The organism is Kitasatospora sp. NPDC059812, from assembly GCF_042732075.1.
Taxonomy (GTDB): Bacteria; Actinomycetota; Actinomycetes; order Streptomycetales; family Streptomycetaceae; genus Kitasatospora.
Map to the genome: position 1 here is coordinate 64,941 of NZ_JBHWIO010000022.1, position 21,369 is coordinate 86,309.

General features: G+C 72.0%; 20 protein-coding genes. 15 read left to right on the forward strand and 5 right to left on the reverse strand.

What is annotated here, in order from left to right; all coding sequences use genetic code 11:
• Window positions 1-53 precede the first annotated feature (53 nt).
• The 8 genes from lepB (at window position 54) to ACFV6D_RS14480 (ending at window position 7,714) form a co-directional block, all read left to right on the forward strand.
• Window positions 54-809, forward strand: a complete 756-nt coding sequence (gene lepB, locus ACFV6D_RS14445; RefSeq protein WP_380559877.1) for a signal peptidase I — start codon at window positions 54-56, stop codon at window positions 807-809.
• 112 nt (window positions 810-921) lie between these two features.
• On the forward strand, window positions 922-1,395 hold the full coding sequence (locus ACFV6D_RS14450) for an NUDIX hydrolase (protein ID WP_063347669.1): 474 nt from the start codon (window positions 922-924) through the stop codon (window positions 1,393-1,395).
• 55 nt (window positions 1,396-1,450) lie between these two features.
• Window positions 1,451-1,777 (forward strand): DUF2469 domain-containing protein, encoded by a 327-nt coding sequence (locus ACFV6D_RS14455; protein ID WP_030056781.1) that lies wholly within the window; start codon window positions 1,451-1,453, stop codon window positions 1,775-1,777.
• 252 nt (window positions 1,778-2,029) lie between these two features.
• Window positions 2,030-2,512 carry a YraN family protein gene (locus tag ACFV6D_RS14460; protein WP_363375975.1) on the forward strand — a complete coding sequence of 161 codons (483 nt, stop codon included), beginning with the start codon at window positions 2,030-2,032 and terminating at the stop codon, window positions 2,510-2,512.
• Window position 2,513: 1 nt separating this feature from the next.
• Window positions 2,514-4,367 (forward strand): YifB family Mg chelatase-like AAA ATPase, encoded by a 1,854-nt coding sequence (locus tag ACFV6D_RS14465; RefSeq protein WP_380559879.1) that lies wholly within the window; start codon window positions 2,514-2,516, stop codon window positions 4,365-4,367.
• Between the two features lie 8 nt (window positions 4,368-4,375).
• Complete coding sequence (gene dprA / locus ACFV6D_RS14470; RefSeq protein ID WP_380559881.1) at window positions 4,376-5,542, forward strand: DNA-processing protein DprA; 1,167 nt, start codon at window positions 4,376-4,378, stop codon at window positions 5,540-5,542.
• A 351-nt stretch (window positions 5,543-5,893) separates the two neighbouring features.
• Window positions 5,894-6,844 carry an RNA polymerase sigma factor WhiG gene (gene whiG, locus ACFV6D_RS14475; RefSeq protein WP_380559883.1) on the forward strand — a complete coding sequence of 317 codons (951 nt, stop codon included), beginning with the start codon at window positions 5,894-5,896 and terminating at the stop codon, window positions 6,842-6,844.
• Window positions 6,845-7,129: 285 nt separating this feature from the next.
• Window positions 7,130-7,714: a TetR/AcrR family transcriptional regulator gene (locus ACFV6D_RS14480; protein ID WP_063351115.1), complete on the forward strand. Its 585-nt coding sequence runs from the start codon at window positions 7,130-7,132 to the stop codon at window positions 7,712-7,714.
• 49 nt (window positions 7,715-7,763) lie between these two features.
• Here the strand turns inward: ACFV6D_RS14480 and ACFV6D_RS14485 are convergent, their stop codons facing one another.
• Window positions 7,764-8,111, reverse strand: a complete 348-nt coding sequence (locus tag ACFV6D_RS14485; protein WP_244293357.1) for a M23 family metallopeptidase — start codon at window positions 8,109-8,111, stop codon at window positions 7,764-7,766.
• 950 nt (window positions 8,112-9,061) lie between these two features.
• On the opposite strand from ACFV6D_RS14485, the gene rpsB reads away from it, so the two are divergent.
• The 6 genes from rpsB (at window position 9,062) to rlmN (ending at window position 15,327) form a co-directional block, all read left to right on the forward strand.
• Window positions 9,062-9,964, forward strand: a complete 903-nt coding sequence (rpsB, locus tag ACFV6D_RS14490; RefSeq protein ID WP_063347668.1) for a 30S ribosomal protein S2 — start codon at window positions 9,062-9,064, stop codon at window positions 9,962-9,964.
• Window positions 9,965-10,093: 129 nt separating this feature from the next.
• On the forward strand, window positions 10,094-10,933 hold the full coding sequence (gene tsf / locus ACFV6D_RS14495; protein ID WP_063347667.1) for a translation elongation factor Ts: 840 nt from the start codon (window positions 10,094-10,096) through the stop codon (window positions 10,931-10,933).
• Window positions 10,934-11,194: 261 nt separating this feature from the next.
• On the forward strand, window positions 11,195-11,959 hold the full coding sequence (gene pyrH, locus ACFV6D_RS14500; RefSeq protein WP_063347666.1) for a UMP kinase: 765 nt from the start codon (window positions 11,195-11,197) through the stop codon (window positions 11,957-11,959).
• 98 nt (window positions 11,960-12,057) lie between these two features.
• Window positions 12,058-12,615 (forward strand): ribosome recycling factor, encoded by a 558-nt coding sequence (gene frr, locus ACFV6D_RS14505; protein WP_063347665.1) that lies wholly within the window; start codon window positions 12,058-12,060, stop codon window positions 12,613-12,615.
• A complete protein-coding gene (locus ACFV6D_RS14510; protein ID WP_380559885.1) occupies window positions 12,615-14,093 on the forward strand; it encodes a phosphatidate cytidylyltransferase in 1,479 nt (492 codons plus the stop codon). The genes frr and ACFV6D_RS14510 overlap by 1 nt, the downstream gene beginning before the upstream one ends.
• Before the next feature lie 133 nt (window positions 14,094-14,226).
• Window positions 14,227-15,327, forward strand: a complete 1,101-nt coding sequence (gene rlmN / locus ACFV6D_RS14515) for a 23S rRNA (adenine(2503)-C(2))-methyltransferase RlmN (RefSeq protein WP_063347664.1) — start codon at window positions 14,227-14,229, stop codon at window positions 15,325-15,327.
• Window positions 15,328-15,389: 62 nt separating this feature from the next.
• Here rlmN and ACFV6D_RS14520 read toward each other — a convergent pair whose 3' ends face one another.
• The 4 genes from ACFV6D_RS14520 to ACFV6D_RS14535 form a co-directional block, all read right to left on the reverse strand.
• Entirely contained in the window at window positions 15,390-16,547 is a 1,158-nt protein-coding gene (locus tag ACFV6D_RS14520) for a hypothetical protein (protein ID WP_380559887.1), read from the reverse strand.
• 27 nt (window positions 16,548-16,574) lie between these two features.
• On the reverse strand, window positions 16,575-17,330 hold the full coding sequence (locus tag ACFV6D_RS14525; protein ID WP_380377509.1) for an ABC transporter ATP-binding protein: 756 nt from the start codon (window positions 17,328-17,330) through the stop codon (window positions 16,575-16,577).
• Between the two features lie 212 nt (window positions 17,331-17,542).
• Window positions 17,543-18,937: an aspartate aminotransferase family protein gene (locus ACFV6D_RS14530; protein ID WP_063347661.1), complete on the reverse strand. Its 1,395-nt coding sequence runs from the start codon at window positions 18,935-18,937 to the stop codon at window positions 17,543-17,545.
• Window positions 18,934-19,407, reverse strand: a complete 474-nt coding sequence (locus ACFV6D_RS14535) for an Lrp/AsnC family transcriptional regulator (RefSeq protein ID WP_030243538.1) — start codon at window positions 19,405-19,407, stop codon at window positions 18,934-18,936. The genes ACFV6D_RS14530 and ACFV6D_RS14535 overlap by 4 nt, the downstream gene beginning before the upstream one ends.
• A gap of 301 nt (window positions 19,408-19,708) precedes the next feature.
• Here ACFV6D_RS14535 and ACFV6D_RS14540 point away from each other — a divergent pair, with 301 nt between their 5' ends.
• Window positions 19,709-21,154, forward strand: a complete 1,446-nt coding sequence (locus ACFV6D_RS14540) for a gamma-aminobutyraldehyde dehydrogenase (RefSeq protein WP_380559889.1) — start codon at window positions 19,709-19,711, stop codon at window positions 21,152-21,154.
• Window positions 21,155-21,369 lie beyond the last annotated feature (215 nt).

Genomic DNA, 21,369 nt, shown 5'->3' on the forward strand with positions numbered 1-21,369 from the left:
TGCCCCCGGCGTGCCATTGGTGTTCTCCGGTCGGCCAGAGGTGGACGGTTTCGATGAGCGGTGTCGTTGAGCAGACGGCCGACCACCCGGCTTCGCCCGCCCGTCCGGGCCGCCGGCCCGCGGCGGTGCTGCAGGGCGTCGCGCTCGCGCTCGGGCTGGTGCTGATGATCGGCGGCTTCGCCTTGATCGCGATCGACTACCGGCCGTACAGCATCCCGACCGCCTCGATGTCCCCCACGCTTCGGATCGGGGACACCGTGCTCGCCCGGAAGATCGGCGGCGGGGCCGTCGGCCGGGGGGACGTGGTGGTCTTCCGGGACCAGGACTGGGGTGGCGAGCTCATGGTCAAGCGCGTGGTCGCGGTCGGCGGGGACACCGTCGCGGTTACCGGCAACGACCACCGGCTGACGGTCGACGGACAGCTGGTGGAGGAGCCGTACCTCGCGGTGCAGGGCCCGCAAGGCTCCTCGTTCAGCGTCACGGTGCCGCCGGGGCGGCTGTTCCTGCTCGGCGACAACCGGCTGGGCTCGCTCGACTCCCGCACCCACCTGGAGGTCGACGGCGGGACCGTCCCGGCCGGCGCGGTGGAGGCCAGGGTCGAGGCCACCCTGATGCCGTTCGGCAGGACGGGCGACCTCGGCCGGACCGCGGCCTTCGACGGGCTTCCCGGACCGAAGGCCGGTGCGCCCGGGCCGCTGCAACCGGCCGCCTTCGCGACCGTTGCGGGCGCGGCGCTGATCCTCGTGACTTCGGCGGTGGGCGGGGTGGCGGGCCTGGCCCGCCGGCTCAGCCGGGGGCGCAGCTCCTGATCGCGGTCGTCGCGGCCCGGGCCGCTCTGCCGAACATCGCCCCGGACGGCGGCGCCGGGTGGCAGGATCGGTAGCGCCACCGACGCGAACGGAAGGAGCGTGGAGCGCTGCCATGACGGCACAACGGCGCAGGGCGGCGCGGATCCTGCTGCTGGACGGGCAGGACCGCATCCTTCTCTTCCTGGGCTCCGACCCGGCGACGCCGGGGGAGGCGTGGTGGTTCACGCCCGGCGGCGGCTTGGAGCCCGGGGAGGACGTGCGGGAGGCCGCCGCGCGGGAACTCGCGGAGGAGACCGGCCTGCGGGGTGTGGACCTGGGGCCCTTGGTGGCGTACGGCACGGTGTCGTTCTCCTTTCAGGGGCGGCGTTACGAGCAGGATCAGTGGTTCCATCTGGCCCGGACCACGGAGACGGGTCTCGACCACTCGGGGATGGGCGAGGAGGAACACGCCCAACTGCTCGCGGCGCGCTGGTGGACGGTCGAGGAGCTGAGGGGGACCGCCGACACGGTCTACCCGGTCGGATTGGCGGACTTCCTGGAGCGACTGCTGGCCGAGGGCCCGCCGGTCGCCCCGGTACGGCTCTGAGCGTGGGTGCGGTGGTCCACAATGGGTGGACGTGACAAGTTGAGGGGACGCCTGGATGAGTGCCGAAGATCTCGAGAAGTACGAGACCGAGATGGAGCTCAAGCTCTACCGGGAGTACCGGGACGTCGTCGGCCTGTTCAAGTACGTGATCGAGACCGAGCGACGGTTCTACCTCACCAATGACTACGAGTTGCAGGTGCACTCGGTGCAGGGCGAGGTCTTCTTCGAGGTGTCGATGGCGGATGCGTGGGTCTGGGACATGTACCGGCCGGCCCGGTTCGTCCGTAAGGTCCGGGTGCTGACCTTCAAGGACGTGAACATCGAGGAACTCGCGAAGAGCGATCTGGAGCTGCCCTCGGACGAGTCCGGCTTCGGGAACTGACGTTGGACCGCTCGGACCCGCGTTGTCCAGCGGAATTTCGCGCGATCGGGGCGTCTCACTCCTGCGGGTGACAAAAGTTATCCACAGGTCCGAGTTATCCACAGGGAAACGGAAATTCCCGGCCTCGCCGTGCGCGACGGTGCAACCTCCACGTCGGAGGTGGTCACCGTGCAGAACACGATCACGCAGGACCAGACCGTACCGGGTGCGGCCGTACTGGACCAGGCCTCAGCGGCCACAGCGGCCGGAGCCGTGCGGGACGGCACGAAGGACGGCACCGGGCCGGGCCCGGGTCGCAGTACCGGCGGTCGCAGTACCAACAACGGGCTCGGCCGCTACGGCGAGCGGGTCGCCGCCCGCCGTCTCACGGAGGCCGGGCTCCGCATCCTGGACCGCAACTGGCGCTGTGTCGAGGGCGAGTTGGACATCGTCGCCCTCGACGGCGACACCGTGGCGGTCTGCGAGGTGAAGACCCGCTCCGAGCGGGGCTTCCAACAACCCAGCGAGGCCATCGGCCAGGCCAAGGCCGCCCGGTTGCAACGCCTGGCGGAGCGCTGGATGGCCGAGCGCTGGCCCGGCCACTTCGCACGGCTGGCCGGTCCCGGGTACGACCCCGGGCCCACGGACCCGCACTGGCCGCCCGCTCCGCCCGGGGGCGTGCGGATCGACCTGGTGGCCGTGGTCAACCGGGCCCGGGGTGCGGCCCTGGTCGACCACCTGCGGGGGGTGGTCTGAGATGGCCTTCGCCCGTACCTGTTCCGTCGCGCTGGTCGGCGTCGACGGAGTGATCGTCGAGGTCCAGGCCGATCTGGAGCCCGGGGTGGCCGCGTTCGCCCTGGTCGGCCTGCCCGACAAGGCGCTGTCCGAGGCCCGCGACCGGGTGCGCGCGGCCGTGGTCAACAGCGGTGAGGCCTGGCCGCAGCGCAAGCTGACCGTCGGGCTCAGCCCGGCCTCGGTGCCCAAGAGCGGCAGTGGCTTCGACCTCGCGGTGGCCTGCGCCGTCCTGGCCGCGGCCGAACGGCTCGACCCCTCCTCCATCGCCGAGCTGCTGATCATCGGCGAACTGGGTCTGGACGGCCGGGTGCGGCCGGTCCGCGGGGTGCTGCCGTCGGTGCTGGCCGCGGCCGACGCGGGATACCAGCGGGTCGTGGTCGCGGAGCAGACCGCGCCCGAGGCCTCGCTCGTCCCGGGCGTGACCGTGATCGGCGTCCGCAGCCTGCGGCAGCTGGTCGCCGTCCTGACCGGCGCGTCCGCGCCGGAGGAGCCGCCCGACCCGATCGCCGGCCGGCCGGATCCGCTGATGGCCGGCCTGATGCTGCCCAGCGCCGGCGTCCGAGGGCTGGTCGACGACAAGGCGGCGCGCCTCGATCTGGCTGACGTGGCCGGACAGTACGAGGCCCGGCGCGCCCTGGAGATCGCCGCTGCCGGCGGTCACCACCTGTACCTCAAGGGCCCACCGGGCGCGGGCAAGACGATGCTGGCGGAGCGGCTGCCCTCGCTGCTCCCGCCACTGACCCAGAAGGAGGCTCTGGAGGTCACCGCCGTGCACTCGGTGGCCGGGCTGCTCCCGGTTGGGCGCCCGCTCATCGACACGGCGCCGTACTGCGCCCCGCACCACTCCACGACGATGCCGGCGATCGTCGGCGGCGGCAGCGGCCTGCCGAGACCGGGGGCGGTCTCGCTGGCCCACCGGGGCGTGCTGTTCCTGGACGAGGCGCCGGAGTTTCCGGTCCGGGTGCTCGACTCGCTGCGCCAGCCACTGGAGTCGGGCGAGGTGGTGATCGCCCGCTCGGCCGGCTCACTCCGGCTTCCGGCCAGGTTCCTGCTCTGCCTGGCCGCCAACCCCTGCCCGTGCGGCCGTCATTCACGGCGGGGTGAGGGGTGCGAGTGCACCCCTGCGATGGTCAGCCGCTACCAGGGGCGGCTCTCCGGGCCGCTGCTGGACCGGGTCGACCTCCAGGTCCAGGTCGCCCCGGTGACGAGGATCGAACTCATGGAGCGGGACATCACGGCGGAGAACACCGAGACCGTCGCGGCCCGGGTGCTGGCCGCGCGGGAACGGGCAGCGGCCCGGCTGGCGACCACCCCGTGGCGGACCAACGCGGAAGTCCCGGGCCACGAGCTGCGGACCCGCTGGCAGCTCGCCCCCGGCGCACTGAACGATGTCGCCCGCCAGTTGGAGCGCGGGCTGCTGACCGCCCGGGGCCTGGACCGGGTGCTCCGGGTCGCCTGGACGGTCGCCGACCTCGCCGGTCGTGACCGGCCGGACCAGCGGGACGTTCGCACCGCACTGGTCCTGCGCACTGGCGTCGAGCAGGGGCTGCCGCTGGCCGAGCGGGTCTACGGCCGACTCGGTGGCATCCCGGCCCAGCGCGTCGGCCCGGTCGACGAGCCGCCCGAAGGGCAGAGCCGGTCGGGCCGGTTCGAGAAGCCCGATCGTCCCGATTGTCCTGACCCGGAGAGCCCGGACCCGGAGAGTCCTGGTCCGCCGGACCGCCCCGATGCCCTTGGCCGGTCCACCCGGTCCGGCTCCGTCAAGCGGTCCGGGAAACGCGACCAGCATCCGGTGGACGAGGGCGGTGAGGCATGAACCCGATGATGACGCACCTTCAGCCGCCCGGCCGGGCAGAGTCCGAGTCCGGTCCCGATCCGGAGCGCCTCGCCCGCGCGGTGCTCAGCCGGCTGAGCGAGCCCGGGGACGCGGTGGTCGGCCGGTGGCTCGGTCAGCTCTCCGCAGTCGACGCCGTCCGGGCGATCCGTGACGGGACGGTGCCCGCACACCCCGGGCTGGACGGGCCCCGGCTGGCCGGCTACCAGGCGAGACTCCCCGGTCTGGACCCGGCCGAGGACCTTGAACGGGTACGAGCCGTCGGTGGACGCTTCATCATTCCGGGGGACACGGAATGGCCCAGCCAACTGGACGATCTGGGCGACGGGCGCCCGATCGGGCTCTGGACGACCGGCACGGGTTCGCTGCGGCTGCTCGCGCTCCGCTCGGTGGCGATGGTCGGCTCCCGGGCCTGCACGGCCTACGGCGCCCACGTCGCGGGGGAGCTGTCGGCCCAACTGGCCGAGCGAGGTTGGGTCGTGGTGTCCGGAGCCGCCTACGGGATCGACGCGGCCGCCCACCGAGGGGCGCTCTCCGTCGGCGGGATGACGATCGCGGTGCTCGCCTGTGGGGTCGACGTGGCCTACCCGAAAGGGAACGCCGAACTGATCCGGCGGATCGGCGCCCAGGGGCTGCTGGTCAGTGAACTCCCGCCCGGGGAACACCCGAACCGCTTCCGCTTCGTGCTCCGCAACCGGGTCATCGCGGCGCTCACCCGGGGCACGGTGGTGGTCGAGGCGGCGATGCGCAGCGGCGCGCTGAGCACGGCCAGACGGGCGCGGGACCTCAACCGCCACACCATGGGCGTCGCCGGCCCGGTGACCTCGGAACTCTCGGCCGGGGTGCACGCCCTGATCCGCAGCGGCGGCGCCACGCTGGTCACCGACTCCGCCGAGATCGCCGAACTGATCGGGGCGATCGGGGACGACCTGGCGCCGCAGCGCAGCGGCCCGGTCTTGCCCCGGGATCTGTTGGAGCCGGCGGTGGCCCGGGTGCTGGAGGCCGTCCCGGCGACGGCGGAGGGCGCGCCGATCGAGCGGTTGGCCCGGCAGTCCGGACTCCCGCCGGACGAAGTGCTGCAGCGGCTCTACGAGTTGGGCTCGCTCGGTTACGTCGAGCGGCACGGCGCGCACTGGCGCCTGGTGCGGAGGAGGTGACGGTCGGGACGAAGCGCACATCCGTGTCGTGGGGAGGGGGCGTGGGGAGGGAGTGTCGGAATCGCCCGGTTGACCTGCTGATCCGGTTCGTCCGTTCGCGTGCCCGGATCCGGTGACGCGAACGCCACCGGATCGGGGGACGACCGAGTGGCGGTAGCGCATTGCAGCGAGTCGGTCACGCTACGCTCCACATGCCTTCCCTATCAGCACATGACTCGGCAGAACGGCGCAGACCAACGCATGCCCACACACATTCCCGGACACAGAGTGACCGGTGGCGCCCGGTCCTCGGGAGGGCCGCGGACCGAGCGGCGTCCCGTGACTGAGTTCCCGCCCAAGGCGACGGGGACAATGGGGGGCCTGTCGCGCCAGGGCGGCCGGCCGATGGCGGTGCCGGGCCAGCCCGCCGACGCGGTCGGCGCCGCCACCGGCGACGGCGCAGCCCGCCCGATCGCTGCCGGTGCCCTGCCGCCGGACGGCACCCCCCCGCCTGGCCCGGAGCAGGGACCGGGGCCGGGCGGTCCAGGCCCCGGAGCCCAGGGGCGCACCGCGCTCGAAGAGCTCTGGCGCTCCTACAAGGAGACCGGCGACCAGCGGCTGCGCGAGCAGCTGATCCTGCACTACTCGCCGCTCGTCAAGTACGTGGCGGGGCGGGTCGGGGTCGGCCTGCCCTCCAACGTCGAGCAGGCCGACTTCGTCTCCTCGGGGGTCTTCGGGCTGATCGATGCGATCGAGAAGTTCGACATCGACCGCGCCATCAAGTTCGAGACCTATGCGATCAGCCGGATCCGCGGCGCGATCATCGACGAACTGCGTGCCCTGGACTGGATCCCGCGCTCGGTGCGGCAGAAGGCGAAGGCCGTCGAGCGGACGTACGCGACGCTGGAGGCCCGGCTGCGCCGTACGCCGCACGATCCCGAGGTCGCGGCCGAGATGGGTATCGCGATCGAGGATCTGCACGCGATCTTCAGCCAGCTGTCCCTGGCCAACGTGGTGGCCCTGGACGAACTGCTGCACCCGGTGGGGGAGGGCGGCGACCGGCTGAGCCTGATGGACACCCTGGTGGACCACGGTGCCGACAACCCGGTTGAGGTGGCCGAGGACCGCGAGCTGCGCAGGCTGCTGGCCCAGGCGGTCAACACCCTCCCCGAGCGGGAGAAGACCGTGGTGACGCTCTACTACTACGAGGGCCTCACCCTCGCCGAGATCGGCCAGGTGCTGGGGGTGACGGAGAGCCGGGTGAGCCAGATCCACACCAAGTCCGTCCTCCAGCTGCGCGCCAAGCTGTCGGACATCCGGTAGCGCGGGCCGGGACCGTCCCGTTCCGGCCGACCTCCGGGTCGCGACCCCGGCCACGTTGCCGGTCCGCGCCTGCCCGGCCGCATCCCGGGCCGCGCCTGCCCGGCCGCACCTGCCCGGCTGTAACCCTGGGCCGTTACTCCGGGCCGGATCCCCGGGTTGCGCGCCCGCTCGCACGCCTCGCCGCACGCCTGCGCGCTCTCGCTCCCCGCTCAAATGCGCGGCGCCGTACCGGCCGCAGGTAGGGCTCCGTACAGTGGGAGCGTGCCGAAGATCCGAGCGGCCACGGTGGCCGAGCATCGCCAGCTGCAGCGTGCAGCCCTCCTTGACGCTGCCCGCACCCTGCTCACGGAGGGCGGCATGGAGGCGCTGACCTTCCCTGCGCTCGCTGCGCGCACCTCCCTGGCGCGCTCCTCGGTCTACGAGTACTTCCGCTCCCGGGCCGCCGTGGTCGAGGCGCTCTGCGAGGTGGACTTTCCGCTCTGGGCGGCCGAGATCGAGGCCGGGATGGAGAGCTGCGACAGCGCGGCCGACCGGATCGAGGCGTATGTCCGTGGCCAGCTGGCGTTGGCCGCAGACCCGCGCCACCGGGCGGTGGTGGCGATCTCCGCGCTCGAACTCGACGAGGCCGCGCGCGAGCGCATCCGGGCGGCGCACGGCAAGCTGGTCGGCCTGGTCGTCCGGGCCCTGGAGGATCTCGGTCACGCGCAGCCCCGGCTCGCTGCGGCGTTGCTCCAAGGGGTCGTGGAGGCGGCCGTGCGCCGGGCCGAGCAAGTGGCCGCGGGGGAGCGTGCCGGGTGTGCGGCCGAGCGCCCCGAACTGATCGCGGACGCCGCCGTGGCCATGGCCCTGCACGGCCTCGACCGGGCCTGAGCCGCCGTCCGGCCCGGTCCGTTTGGTTCGTTCGGTTCATCTGAATTCATCAGGTGCGCCCGGCGCCGCCCAGCGGCAGCAGCCGCGCCGCTCCCGCGCCGAACAGGGCCAGCGGGTCGAGGTAGCGCCCGCCGCGCAGCAGCCCCCAGTGCAGGCAGTCCCGTGCTGGGCAGTGCCGTCCGTCGGGGGCGAGCCGTCCGATCACCTGTCCGGCGGGTACCTCGGTGCCGACCGGGGCGGTGCCGGCGACGGGCAGGTAGGTGGTCCGCAAGGGGGGTGACCCCGAGCCGGGGTGGGTGACGGTCACCACCGGGCGCCCCGCCACCAGCCCGGAGAACGTGACCACCCCGGCGGCAGCCGCCCGCACCTCCGCCCCGGGCGCGGCGGCGAGGTCCACTCCCCGGTGTCCGGCGGCCCATGGCGTGGCCGGTGGCTCGAACCGCCGGAGCACCCCGCCGGGCCCGCCCACCGGCCAGGCCCGCGCACCGCCCGAACCGGTCCGGCCGGTCTCGCCGCCCCCGCCATCACCTCCGCCGCCCCCGCCATCACCTCCGCCGCCCCCGCCATCACCTCCGCCGCCCCCGCTGAGAGCGGCGCCCCGCCCCGCACTGCCCGAGACCAGCAGCACCAGCGCGGCCAGCACGGCGACCAGCCCCCGCAGCACACCAAACGAGCCCGGCCCCAACCGGCCCGGCCCCAATCGGTCAAGGCTCAACCGGCCCGGCCCCGAGCAGGCCGGACCGATGGCGGGCGGAACCGGGCATTCGGCGCGAGCGGTCATGCCCCGAGGCTTGCTGCGCGGCCGCCCCGGCGCCACCCACTTCCGGACTCCTGTGGACAAACCGCCCTCGTGGCCTGATCCCGTCCCTCCAGCGGGTGTACGGATGCCGCCATCCGGTGTACAAGCACCGCAGCAGCAGCACTCCCAAGGCCCGGCCGCCCCGCCTCGGCCCGGCCTCCGCCCAGCTCCCGCCAGCGCGGACCCGCCCGTCCAGGGCCTCCGCCAGTCGCGGAGTCGCCCGCTCCGCGGCGCTTCCCGTACACTTCACACGCGACCCGGTCCGCCGGGTCGACTTCGCACGCCCCGCCACCGGTGGACGGACGCGGCCCGGCCGCTGCCCCCGCCAGGTGCGAGTGCCGCTCGGTCCGCCGAGCCCGCCTGGTCCCCGGACCGTGCGGGTTCAAGCGGCTCGGCACGTTCGGGGCGTCAGGCGTGGCTGTCACCTGGCTGCCACGGACAAACCGAGCCTGACCCGGCCGGACGCACCGCGCGAGCGGGGAGCGCCACCGCGCGAACCCGCCGTCCGTTGCGCGACCGCCGGGCCGTAACACCTGAGGAGCACGGCTATGGCCGTCGTCACGATGCGGGAGCTGCTGGAGAGCGGCGTCCACTTCGGTCACCAGACCCGCCGTTGGAACCCGAAGATGAAGCGCTTCATCATCACGGAGCGCAACGGCATCTACATCATCGACCTCCTGCAGTCGCTGAACTACATCGACCGCGCCTTCGAGTTCATCAAGGAGACCGTTGCCCACGGCGGCAGCGTCCTCTTCGTCGGCACGAAGAAGCAGGCCCAGGAGGCCATCGCCGAGCAGGCCACCCGCGTGGGCATGCCCTACGTGAACCAGCGCTGGCTCGGCGGCATGCTGACCAACTTCTCGACCGTCTACAAGCGCCTGCAGCGCCTGAAGGAGCTCGGCGAGCTGGACTTCTCGGACGTGGCCGGTTCCGGCCTCACCAAGAAGGAGCTCCTGGTCCTCCAGCGCGAGCACGACAAGCTGGAGAAGACCCTCGGCGGTATCCGCGACATGCAGCGCGTTCCCAGCGCCGTGTGGATCGTGGACACCAAGAAGGAGCACATCGCGGTCGGCGAGGCCCGGAAGCTCAACATCCCGGTCGTCGCCATCCTCGACACCAACTGTGACCCCGACGAGGTCGACTACAAGATCCCGGGCAACGACGACGCGATCCGCTCCGTCACCCTGCTGACCCGCGTGATCGCCGACGCCGTGGCCGAGGGTCTGAAGTCCCGCGCCGGTGTCGCCAAGGGCGACGTCAAGGCCGAGCCGGGCGCCGACCAGCCGCTGGCCGACTGGGAGAAGGACCTCATCGAGGGCGAGAAGAAGGCCGAGGAGGCCCCCGCCGCCGCCGAGGCTCCGGCCGCTGAGGCCCCCGCCGCCGAGGCTGAGGCCGTCGAGGCCCCCGCCGCCGAGGCTGAGGCCACCGAGGCGCCGGCCGAGCAGGCCTGACGTACCAAGGGTGAGGGGCACCCGCCGGTACGACACCGGTAGGTGCCCCTCTCTCCCGCGCCGGGACCGAATCATCGGTCCCGGCGTCTCCCCACGCAGACACGCGAGACGCGAGAAGAGATTCACACCATGGCGAACTTCACCGCCGCGGACGTCAAGAAGCTCCGTGAGCTCACCGGCGCCGGCATGATGGACTGCAAGAAGGCCCTGGACGAGGCCGAGGGCAACGTCGAGAAGGCCGTCGAGCTCCTGCGCATCAAGGGCCAGAAGGGCGTTGCCAAGCGCGAGGGCCGTGACGCCTCCAACGGCGCCGTCGCCGCGCTGATCGCCGAGGACAAGAAGTCCGGCGTTCTGGTCGAGCTGAACTGCGAGACCGACTTCGTCGCCAAGGGTGACAACTTCGTCAAGGTCGCCGACGCGATCGCGGCTCACGTGGCCAAGACCGCCCCGGCCGACCTGGATGCCGCCCTGGCGTCCGAGATCGAGGCCGGCAAGACCGTCCAGCAGTTCGTCGACGAGGCCAACGCGACCCTGGGCGAGAAGATCGTCTTCCGTCGCTTCGCCCAGTTCGACGGTGACGGCTTCGTCGCGGTCTACCTGCACAAGACCAGCCCCGACCTGCCGCCGGCCGTCGGCGTCCTGGTCGAGCTGGACAAGGAGAACGCCGAGGTCGCGAAGGACGTCGCGCAGCACATCGCCGCGTTCGCGCCGAAGTTCCTGTCCCGCGAGGAGATCCCGGCCGAGGACCTCGAGAACGAGCGCCGCGTCGCCGAGGCCACCGCGCGTGAGGAGGGCAAGCCCGAGGCTGCCCTGCCGAAGATCGTCGAGGGTCGCGTCACCGGCTTCGTCAAGGAGAACTCCGTCCTGGAGCAGGCCTTCGCGAAGGACAACAAGAAGACCGTCGCCAAGGTCCTCGAGGAGAACGGCGTCGCCCTCAAGCGCTTCGCCCGCTTCCGCGTCGGCGCCTGAGCCACGTTCCACCTGGTCCCCGGCACCCTTACGCTGGGAACCGCCCCCGCCCGTTGACCAGGGCGGGCGGAACGCCGAACGGGCTCACCCAGTGCCAACCGTCCACGGGCGGGCCGCGTCGGCACCATGAACGACGAGGAGGCCATTGCCGTGCAGGACACCGAACCGGTTCCCGCGGCAGTGGCCTCCTCTCGCGTACGCGCAGGCCGGGCATCCGCACACCCGCGCCTGTGAGCCAGTAGGTGCAAAAAGGAGAAGTCCATGCAGGAGACGCAGGAGACCGCGCAGGACCCCAAGGCCGGCTCGCGCCGCCGGGTGCTGCTCAAGCTGTCCGGTGAAGCCTTTGCCGGTGGTGGCGGACTCGGCGTCGACCCGGACGTCGTGCACGCGATCGCCCGGGAGATCGCCACCGTCGTCCGTGCCGGTACCGAGGTCGCGGTGGTCATCGGCGGCGGCAACTTCTTCCGGGGCGCCGAGCTGCAGGTCCGCGGCATGGACCGGGCGCGCTCCGACTACATGGGCATGCTCGGCACCGTGATGAACTGCCTGGCGCTGCAGGACTTCCTGGTCAAGGAAGGCATCGAGACCCGGGTCCAGACCGCGATCACCATGGGCCAGGTCGCCGAACCGTACCTGCCGCTGCGGGCCGTCCGGCACCTGGAGAAGGGCCGTGTGGTGATCTTCGGCGCCGGTATGGGCATGCCGTACTTCTCGACCGACACCACCGCCGTCCAGCGGGCCCTGGAGATCCACGCCGACGTCCTGCTGATGGGCAAGAACGGCGTGGACGGCGTCTACGACTCGGACCCCCGGACCAACCCGGACGCGGTGAAGTTCGACGCGCTGGAGTACTCCGAGGTCATCACGCGCGACCTCAAGGTCGCCGACCTCACCGCGATCACGCTGTGCAAGGACAACAACCTCCCGATGCTGGTCTTCGAGCTGCTGGCGGAGGGCAATATCGCGCGCGCGGTGAAGAGTGAGAAGATCGGCACACTCATCAGCCAGGATTCTGTCCGGGCCTGAGCAGCAATCAGCCGTACGGGACGGCGCCGTCGCCGTGACCGGCCTCGACGCCGACACCGGTCGGGACAATCGCAGATGAACCGGACAGGGAGATCACAGTGATCGAAGAGACCCTCCTCGAAGCCGAGGAGAAGATGGAGAAGGCCGTCGCCGTCGCCAAGGACGACTTCGCCGCCATCCGCACCGGCCGTGCCCACCCGGCGATGTTCGCCAAGATCGTCGCCGAGTACTACGGCACCGTGACGCCGATCAACCAGCTGGCCTCGTTCTCGGTGCCGGAGCCCCGGATGGCGGTCGTCTCGCCGTTCGACAAGACCGCGCTGAAGGCGATCGAGCAGGCGATCCGCGACTCCGACCTGGGCGTCAACCCGTCCAACGACGGCTCCCTCATCCGGGTGGTGCTGCCCGAGCTGACCGAGGAGCGCCGCCGGGAGTTCATCAAGGTGGCCCGGGGCAAGGGCGAGGACGCGAAGGTCTCGATCCGCGCGGTGCGCCGCAAGGCCAAGGACGCCATCGACAAGCTGGTCAAGGACGGCGAGGTCGGCGAGGACGACGGCCGCCGCGCCGAGAAGGAGCTCGACGACACCACGGCCAAGTACGTGGCCGCCGTCGACGAGCTGCTGAAGCACAAGGAAGCCGAGCTGCTCGAAGTCTGATGAACGACGCCCCTGACGCCCCTGGCTACTGGGGCCCGTCCGACCAGCAGTTCCAGCCCTACCGCCCGGCGCCGCAGCCCCGGCCGCAGGCTCCTCTGCAGCAGGCGCACCCGGCGCCGGGTTACGGCGAGTACCCGGCGCCGCCGCAGGCCCAGGGCTACCCCGGTCACCCGGGCGGCCGGGCGGCCCACCCGGGTGCGCCGGGCGGCGCGCCGGGTGGCCCCGGCCACCGTTCGGATCACTCGCAGCAGCCTCCGGTGTACTGGGGCGGCGACGCGGAGGAGACTCAGGTCATGCCTCCCGTACCGGCGGGCCCCGGCCCGTTCCCCGGCGTGCCGGACCAGGGCCCGCCGGCGGGCTCCGGCCGGCCGGGTGACCCCGCCGCCGGTCAGTCCCGGGAGGCCGGTCGGTTGAGCGGCCCGCTGTTCCGGGACGACCGGTCCGAGGCGGCGGTGCCGGGTGTGACGGAGACGGTCGTGCTGCGCGCGATAACCGATGACGCCACCCCCGGCCGCGGCGCCCCGCCGCGCACCGGGGCCCCGGTGCCTCCCGCGCCGCCGTCGACCTACCCGGCGGCCGGGCAGCCCCACTTCGTGCCGTCGTCCCATCCAGGGCAGGAGACACCCGTGGCCGCCCAGTCCGCCCCGCAGCCGCAGCCGCGCAAGCAGCGCGGTGGCCGTAACCTCCAGGCCGCGATAGGCGTGGGGGTCGGTCTCGGTGTGGTGATCATCGCCTCGCTGTTCGTGGTGAAGGCGCTGTTCCTGTTCGTCGTGATGGCCGCGGTGTCGGTCGGTATCTGGGAGCTGACCAGCCGGCTCGCCGAGCGCAAGCAGATCAAGGCGCCGCTGGTGCCGCTGGTCGCAGGCGGCATCGCCATGATCGCCACCGGCTACTGGGCCGGGGTGCAGTGGGCCGCGGCCTCGCTCGCGCTGACCGGGCTGGCGGTGATGGTCTGGCGGATGGCCGAGCCGCCGGAGGACTACCTGCGGGACATAACGGCCGGGGTGTTCACCGCCTTCTACGTGCCGTTCCTGGCCACCTTCGTGGCGTTGATGCTGGCGGCCGACGACGGCCCCCAGCGGATCGTGCTGTTCCTGATCGTCACGATCTGCAGCGACACGGGCGCCTACGCCGTGGGCTACAAGTTCGGCAAGACCAAGCTCGCCCCGACGATCAGCCCCGGCAAGACCCGTGAGGGCCTGGCCGGCGGCATCGGCCTGTCGATGCTGGCGGGCGCCGTGCTGATGGAGCTGATCATCGACGGCGGCAGCTGGTGGCAGGGCCTGATCCTGGGCGGCTGCGCGGCGGTCACCGCGACCCTGGGCGACCTGGGCGAGTCGATGATCAAGCGAGACCTCGGCATCAAGGACATGGGCACGCTGCTGCCCGGCCACGGCGGCATCATGGACCGGCTGGACTCGCTCCTGCCGACCGCCCCGGTGGTCTGGCTGCTGCTGGCGGCCTTCGTCGGCAGCTAGGGCCTTGTCCGGCCGTAGGACGCCTCAGAACCTGTCCTCCGGCCGCGAGTGGTGGAAGGGCCCCGGACGCCTGCGCGTCCGGGGCCCTCGCACGTCCTGGCCTGCTCCCGGCGTCTGCGACACTGGATGAACCATGCCTAAGCCCGGAGAACTCACCTTTGTCGCGCCGCGCGGCGCCAAGCCCCCGCGACACCTCGCCGACCTGAGCCCCGCCGAGCGCAAGGAGGCCGTCGCCGAGCTGGGCGAGCAGCCGTTCCGCGCCAAGCAGCTCTCCAACCACTACTTCGGCCGGATGTCGAACGACCCGGAGGGCTGGACGGACATCCCCGCCGCCAGCCGGGAGAAGCTGACCGGGAGCCTGCTGCCGGAGCTGATGTCGGTCGTGCGGCACGTGTCCTGCGACGACGACACCACCCGCAAGACGCTCTGGAAGCTCTTCGACGGCACGCTCGTCGAGTCGGTGCTGATGCGCTACCCGGACCGGGTCACCATGTGCATCAGCTCGCAGGCGGGCTGCGGCATGAACTGCCCCTTCTGCGCGACCGGCCAGGCCGGGCTGACCCGCAACCTGTCCACCGCCGAGATCGTCGAGCAGATCGCCGCCGGGATGCGCGCGCTCAAGGCCGGCGAGATCCCGGGCGGCGAGGCGCGGCTGTCGAACGTGGTCTTCATGGGCATGGGCGAGCCGCTGGCCAACTACAACCGGGTGCTGGCCGCGATCCGCCGGCTGACCGACCCGGCGCCGGACGGTTTCGGCCTGTCCCAGCGCGGTGTCACGGTGTCGACCGTTGGCCTGGTCCCGGCGATGAACCGGCTGGCCGACGAGGGCCTCAGCTGCCGCCTGGCGCTGTCGCTGCACGCCCCGGACGACGAGCTGCGCGACGAGCTGGTGCCGGTGAACACCCGCTGGAAGGTCGCCGAGGTGCTGGACGCCGCGTGGAACTACGCGGAGAAGTCCGGCCGGCGGATCTCCATCGAGTACGCGCTGATCAAGGACATCAACGACCAGGCATGGCGGGCGGACCTGCTCGGCCGGCTGATCAAGAACCACCGGGTGCACGTCAACCTGATCCCGCTGAACCCGACGCCGGGCTCCAAGTGGACCGCCTCCCGGCCCGAGGACGAGCGCGAGTTCGTCCGTCGGCTCCAGTCGCACGGGGTGCCGACGACCGTCCGCGACACCCGGGGCCAGGAGATCGACGGCGCCTGCGGTCAGCTCGCCGCGGCGGGCTGAGCCGGCGGGCCAACGCAAACCGGCAGGTCAGCGACAGCCGCAGGTCAGCGCAAGCCGCAAGGTCAGCGCAGGCCGGCGGCCGCCAGAGCGGCGGTCGCCCCGCCGGTCACCAGCAGCGTGGTGCCCACCGCCAGGGTGCGCAGCGCGACCGCGCCGAACAGCAGCCGGGGCGAGGTGCCGAGGCGCAGCAGCACGTCGGTGACGTCCCGGCGGTCGGTGCGGACCTCGGCCAGCCGGGTGACCACGGCGGCGGCCGCGCAGCCGAGCACCAGGCAGGCCTCGACGGCGGGCAGCGCGTCGGCGCTGTCGGGCGTGCCGATCCAGTAGCGGATGGTGGTGAGCACCAGCGCGAGGGCGAGGGTGAGCACGGCCAGCGGCGGGCCGAGGCTGCGGGCCTGGGCGGTGAGTCCGCGGCCGGCCAGCAGCCGCAGCGGGGTGGGCCGGCCGAGCGCGAGCAGCCGCCCGGTCCAGGACAGCAACGGGCCGGTGAGCAGGGCGAGTCCGACCGCGCTGGCGGCCCAGCCGCCGAGTGCGGCGGTGCTGGTGCTGCCGAGCCCGGCGGGCAGGTGGATCGGCCGGCCGTCGGCGGCGGCGCCGGGCCGCAGGGCGATGAGTTCGAGGGCGAGGCCGATCACGGCGAGCCCGACGGGCAGGGCGACCCGCAGGGCGCCGAAGCCGGTGCCGCCGCGGGTGCGGGTGCGGCCGCCGGGCAGGTACTCGGTGGGTGGGACGGCGCAGGCGGCGGCGATCCCGGCGGTGAGCGGGACCAGGGCGAGCAGGGCGACCGGCGCGACGGCCGGCAGCGGTACGCCCATGCCGAGGTCGGGGGCGAGCGCGGGCCCGGCGATGTCGTTGCGCAGGACCAGGAAGACCAGCAGGGTGAGCACGCTGCCGAGGGTGCAGGCGAGCACGACCTCACCGGCGATCAGGGTGCGGATCCGGCCGGAGCCGGCTCCGGCGGCGCGCAGGCCGGTGATCCGTTCGGGCCGCTGGGCGGGTACGGCGCGGGCGGCGACGGCCGCGAACCAGGCGACGGCGGCGAGCGGGGGCAGGCACCAGAGCAGTCGCACCAGCGCGTCCTCGCCGCCGAGCGGGTCGCTCATCGCCCGGCCGAGGGAGCGCAGCAGGAAGGCGGAGACCACGGCGGCGGCCAGCACGGTGAGCAGCCAGCGGCCGAGGTCGGGCACCCGGTAGCCCCGGGCCAGACGGAGATAGAACACGTCGACTCTTTCAGCGGCTCGGCGTCGTCAGCGGCGGGTGCCCGAGACGGCGGACGCGCCGGCCGCCCCCGGGACGGCGTGCCCGCGCGGGACGGGGGCGGCGGGGGCGGTGAGCCGTCCGTCGACGAGGGCGACGGCGCGGTCCGCGAACCGGACGAGCTCGGGGTCGTGAGTGGCCAGGACGAGGGTGAGCTGGTGCGACCGGGCCGCGCTGGTCAGTATCCGCAGGACCTGGTCGGCGGCCTCGCGGTGGAGCGGGGCGGTGGGGTCGTCGGCGAAGACGACGGGCGGCAGCGGGGCGAGGGCGCGGGCGACGGCGATCCGCTGGCGCTGGCTCTGGAGCAGCCGGTCGGGGCGCTGCCGGGCGACCTCGCCGACGTCGAGGCGTTCCAGCCATTCGTCGGCGGCGGTGTAGGCGGCCTTGTTGCCGGCGCCGGCGAGCAGCAGCGGCAGGGCGACGTTCTCCCGGGCGGTCAGTTCGGGCACCAGGTGGGGTTCGGAGCCGACGAAGCCGAAGCGGTCGCGGCGCAGCCGTTCGCGCCCGGCCCGGCCGAGGGTGTGGACGGGCGCGCTGTTGAACCAGACCTCGCCCTCGTCGACGGTGAGGAGGGCGGAGAGGCAGCCGAGGAGGGTGCTCTTGCCGGAGCCGCGCGGGCCGGTGACGGCGAGCACTTCGCCCTCGCGGACGCCGATCGAGATGCCCCGCAGGGCGGGGGTGCCGTGATGGGACTTGACGATCCCCCGGGCCCACAGCACGTCGTTGTCAGGCGGTGCCGCTGACATGAGGTTCCATCCTGGGTGGCCGCAGGGATATGACAGTCGTCAGATTAGAACGACTGGGGCCTGGTGCGGTTGCGGCGCTCTGGTCCATCGCGGGCAAATCACCCGCAATCAGGCATGTTTGATCGGCCGACAGCGCCGGAAAAACGCCGAAGGGCGGTCCCGGGGGAGTGGGACCGCCCTTCGGCGGAGGGTGGGGAAGGAGGATCAGGGGGTCAGATCTTCGCCCACGCGTCGGTGAGGCTGGTCCGCAGGATCTGCTCGATCTCGTCGAAGGTCGACTGGTTGGAGATCAGCGGCGGGGCCAGCTGGATGACCGGGTCGCCACGGTCGTCGGCGCGGCAGTACAGGCCGTTGTCGAAGAGGGCCTTCGACAGGAAGCCGTAGAGGACGCGCTCGACCTCGTCGTCGTTGAACGACTCCTTGGTGACCTTGTCCTTCACGAGCTCGATGCCGTAGAAGTACCCGTTGCCGCGGACGTCGCCGACGATCGGCAGGTCGCGCAGCTTGTTCAGGGTGCCCAGGAACGCGGCCTCGTTGTCGAGGACGTGCTGGTTCAGGCCCTCGCGCTCGAAGATGTCGAGGTTGGCCAGCGCCACCGCGGAGGAGACCGGGTGGCCGCCGAAGGTGTAGCCGTGCAGGAAGGTGTTGTCGCCCTTGTAGAACGGCTCGGCGAGGCGGTCCGAGATGATCGTGGCGCCGATCGGGGAGTAGCCCGAGGTCATGCCCTTGGCGCAGGTGATCATGTCGGGCTGGTAGCCGAACTTGTCGGCGCCGAACATGGTGCCCAGACGGCCGAAGGCGCAGATGACCTCGTCCGAGACCAGCAGCACGTCGTGGCGGTCGCAGATCTCGCGCAGGCGCTGGAAGTACCCGGGCGGCGGCGGGAAGCAGCCACCGGCGTTCTGCACCGGCTCGACGAAGACGGCGGCGACGGTCTCGGCGCCCTCGTTGAGGATGGCCACCTCGATCTCGTCGGCGCACCAGCGGCCGTAGGCCTCGGGGTCGACCGTGCCGTCCGGGCCTTCGAGGAAGGCGGGGGCGCGGTAGATGTTGGTGTTCGGGGCCTTGTGGGTGCCCGGCACCAGCGGCTCGAACGGGGCCTTCAGGCCCGGCAGGCCGGTGATCGACAGGGCGCCCTGCGGGGTGCCGTGGTAGGCGACGGCGCGCGAGATGACCTTGTACTTGGTCGGCTTGCCGGTCAGCTTGAAGTACTGCTTGGCGAGCTTCCAGGCGGTCTCGACGGCCTCGCCGCCACCGGTGGAGAAGAAGACCTTGTTCAGGTCGCCCGGGGCGTAGTTGGCCAGGCGCTCGGCCAGCTCGACGGCCTTCGGGTGGGCGTAGCTCCACACCGGGAAGAAGGCGAGCTCCTTGGCCTGCTTGGCGGCGGCCTCGGCCAGCTCCTCGCGGCCGTGGCCGGCCTGGACGACGAACAGGCCGGCGAGGCCGTCGAGGTACTTGCGTCCCTTGTCGTCCCAGACGTAGGTGCCTTCGCCCTTGACGATCGTCGGCACGGGGGAGTTCTCGTACGACGACATGCGGGTGAAGTGCATCCACAGGTGATCGTAGGCGGTCTTGGAAAGGTCCTTCTGCGCCGGGTCGGCTGTCATCGGGTGCCCCAGGTGTAGGTCTGTTTCCGGAGCTTCAGGTAGACGAAGCTCTCGGTGCTCCGCACGCCGGGAAGCGCGCGGATGCGCTTGTTGATCAGTTCGAGCAGGTGCTCGTCGTCCTCGCAGACCAGTTCGGCCAGGAGGTCGAACGAGCCTGCGGTGCAGACGACGTAGTCGACCTCGTCGAGGGCGGCCAGCGCGTCGGCTACGGGCTCGATGTCGCCCTCGACCCGGATGCCGACCATCGCCTGGCGGGTGAAGCCGACGGTGAGCGGGTCCGTGACGGCGACGATCTGCATCACGCCCTGGTCGAGCAGCTTCTGGACGCGCTGGCGCACGGCCGCCTCGGACAGGCCGACGGCCTTGCCGATGGCGGCGTACGGGCGGCGTCCGTCCTCCTGGAGCTGCTCGATGATCGCCTTGGAGGCGGCATCGAGGGGAACGCTCGCGTTCCGGTCGCGGTTGGCCACGCCGCCACTGTGCCTGATCGTTCCCCTGTTCGCAAGCGAGGAATCTGCTGATTTCGTCGCGATCTTGGAATCCGCGTACGGATTTCATCGCCTACATGCACTGCACCTGTCGATACCGGCAGTCATGCGGCTACCCTGGCACGGTACGCGCGCAGCCCCGCAGCGCAGCGCGCGTTCCCCCAAACCAGTGGACCGCGCCGTCCAGGGCCCGGCCACCCGACACCCTTCGTGCGCCGGACCCGCCGACGTACCATGGCGCCGGAAACTGCAACGCCGCAGGCCCAGACCGAGGAGAGACCCCGTGAGCGACCTTCGCACGCTGCGCAACTACATCAACGGTGAGTTCGTCGACGCGGCGGACGGCCGCACGCTCGACATCGTCGACCCCACCACCGGTGAGGCCTACGCGACGTCCCCGCTGTCCGGTGCCTCCGATGTGGACGCCGCGATGGCCTCGGCCGCCGCCGCCTTCCCGATCTGGCGCGACGCCACCCCGAGCACCCGCCAGAAGCTGCTGCTCAAGATCGCCGACGCGGTCGAGGCCCGGGCCGACGAGCTCGTCGACGCGGAGGTCCGCAACACGGGCAAGCCGCGCGGGCTGACCCTCTCGGAGGAGATCGGTCCGATGGTGGACCAGATCCGCTTCTTCGCCGGTGCCGCCCGCATGCTGGAGGGCAAGGCCGCCGGGGAGTACATGGACGGGATGACCTCGATCGTCCGCCGCGAGCCGGTCGGCGTCTGTGCCCAGGTCGCGCCGTGGAACTACCCGATGATGATGGCTGTCTGGAAGTTCGCCCCGGCCATCGCCGCGGGCAACACCGTCGTCCTGAAGCCCTCGGACACCACCCCGGCCTCCACCGTCCTGCTCGCCGAGATCATCGGCGGCGTCCTCAAGGACCTGGAGCTGCCGGCCGGCGTCTTCAACGTGATCTGCGGCGACCGCGAGTCCGGCCGGCTGATGGTCGAGCACAAGACCCCGGCGATGGCCTCCATCACCGGTTCGGTCCGGGCCGGCATCCAGGTCGCCGAGTCCGCCTCCAAGGACGTCAAGCGCGTCCACCTGGAGCTGGGCGGCAAGGCCCCGGTCGTGGTCTTCGAGGACGCCGACATCGCCGAGGCCGTCGAGGGCATCTCGGTCGCGGGCTACTTCAACGCCGGCCAGGACTGCACCGCCGCCACCCGCGTGCTGGTGCACGAGTCGATCCACGACGCCTTCGTCGAGGCGCTGGCCAAGGCCGCGGCCGAGACCAAGACCGGCGGCGTGGACGACGAGGACGTGCTGTACGGCCCGCTGAACAACGCCAACCAGCTGAAGCAGGTGGCCGGCTTCATCGAGCGGCTGCCCGCCCACGCCAAGATCGAGGCCGGTGGCCACCAGGTCGGCGAGAAGGGCTATTTCTACGCCCCGACCGTCGTCTCCGGCCTGCGGCAGGACGACGAGATCATCCAGAACGAGGTCTTCGGCCCGGTCATCACCGTGCAGAAGTTCACCGACGAGGACCAGGCCGTCGACTACGCCAACGGCGTCGACTTCGCGCTGGCCTCCTCGGTGTGGACCAAGGACCACGCCCGCGCCATGCGGATGTCGCGCCGCCTGGACTTCGGCTGCGTCTGGATCAACACCCACATCCCGCTGGTCGCCGAGATGCCGCACGGCGGCTTCAAGAAGTCCGGCTACGGCAAGGACCTCTCCGCGTACGGCTTCGAGGACTACACCCGGGTGAAGCACGTCATGACCGCGATCTAGCGGGTCGTGACGGTTGAGCGCTGTATGACCGCGATCTAGCGGGTCGTGACGGTTGAGCGCTGTATGACCGCGATCTAGCGGGTCGTGACGGTCGGGCGCTGTATGACCGCGATCTGATCGCACGTCCATCGTGTGAACGGACAATGGGCCCGGGTCCTTTCGACCCGGGCCCGGTGTCTTTGCATCCTGTCGGCCGTTCGCGTGACCGGCTGACA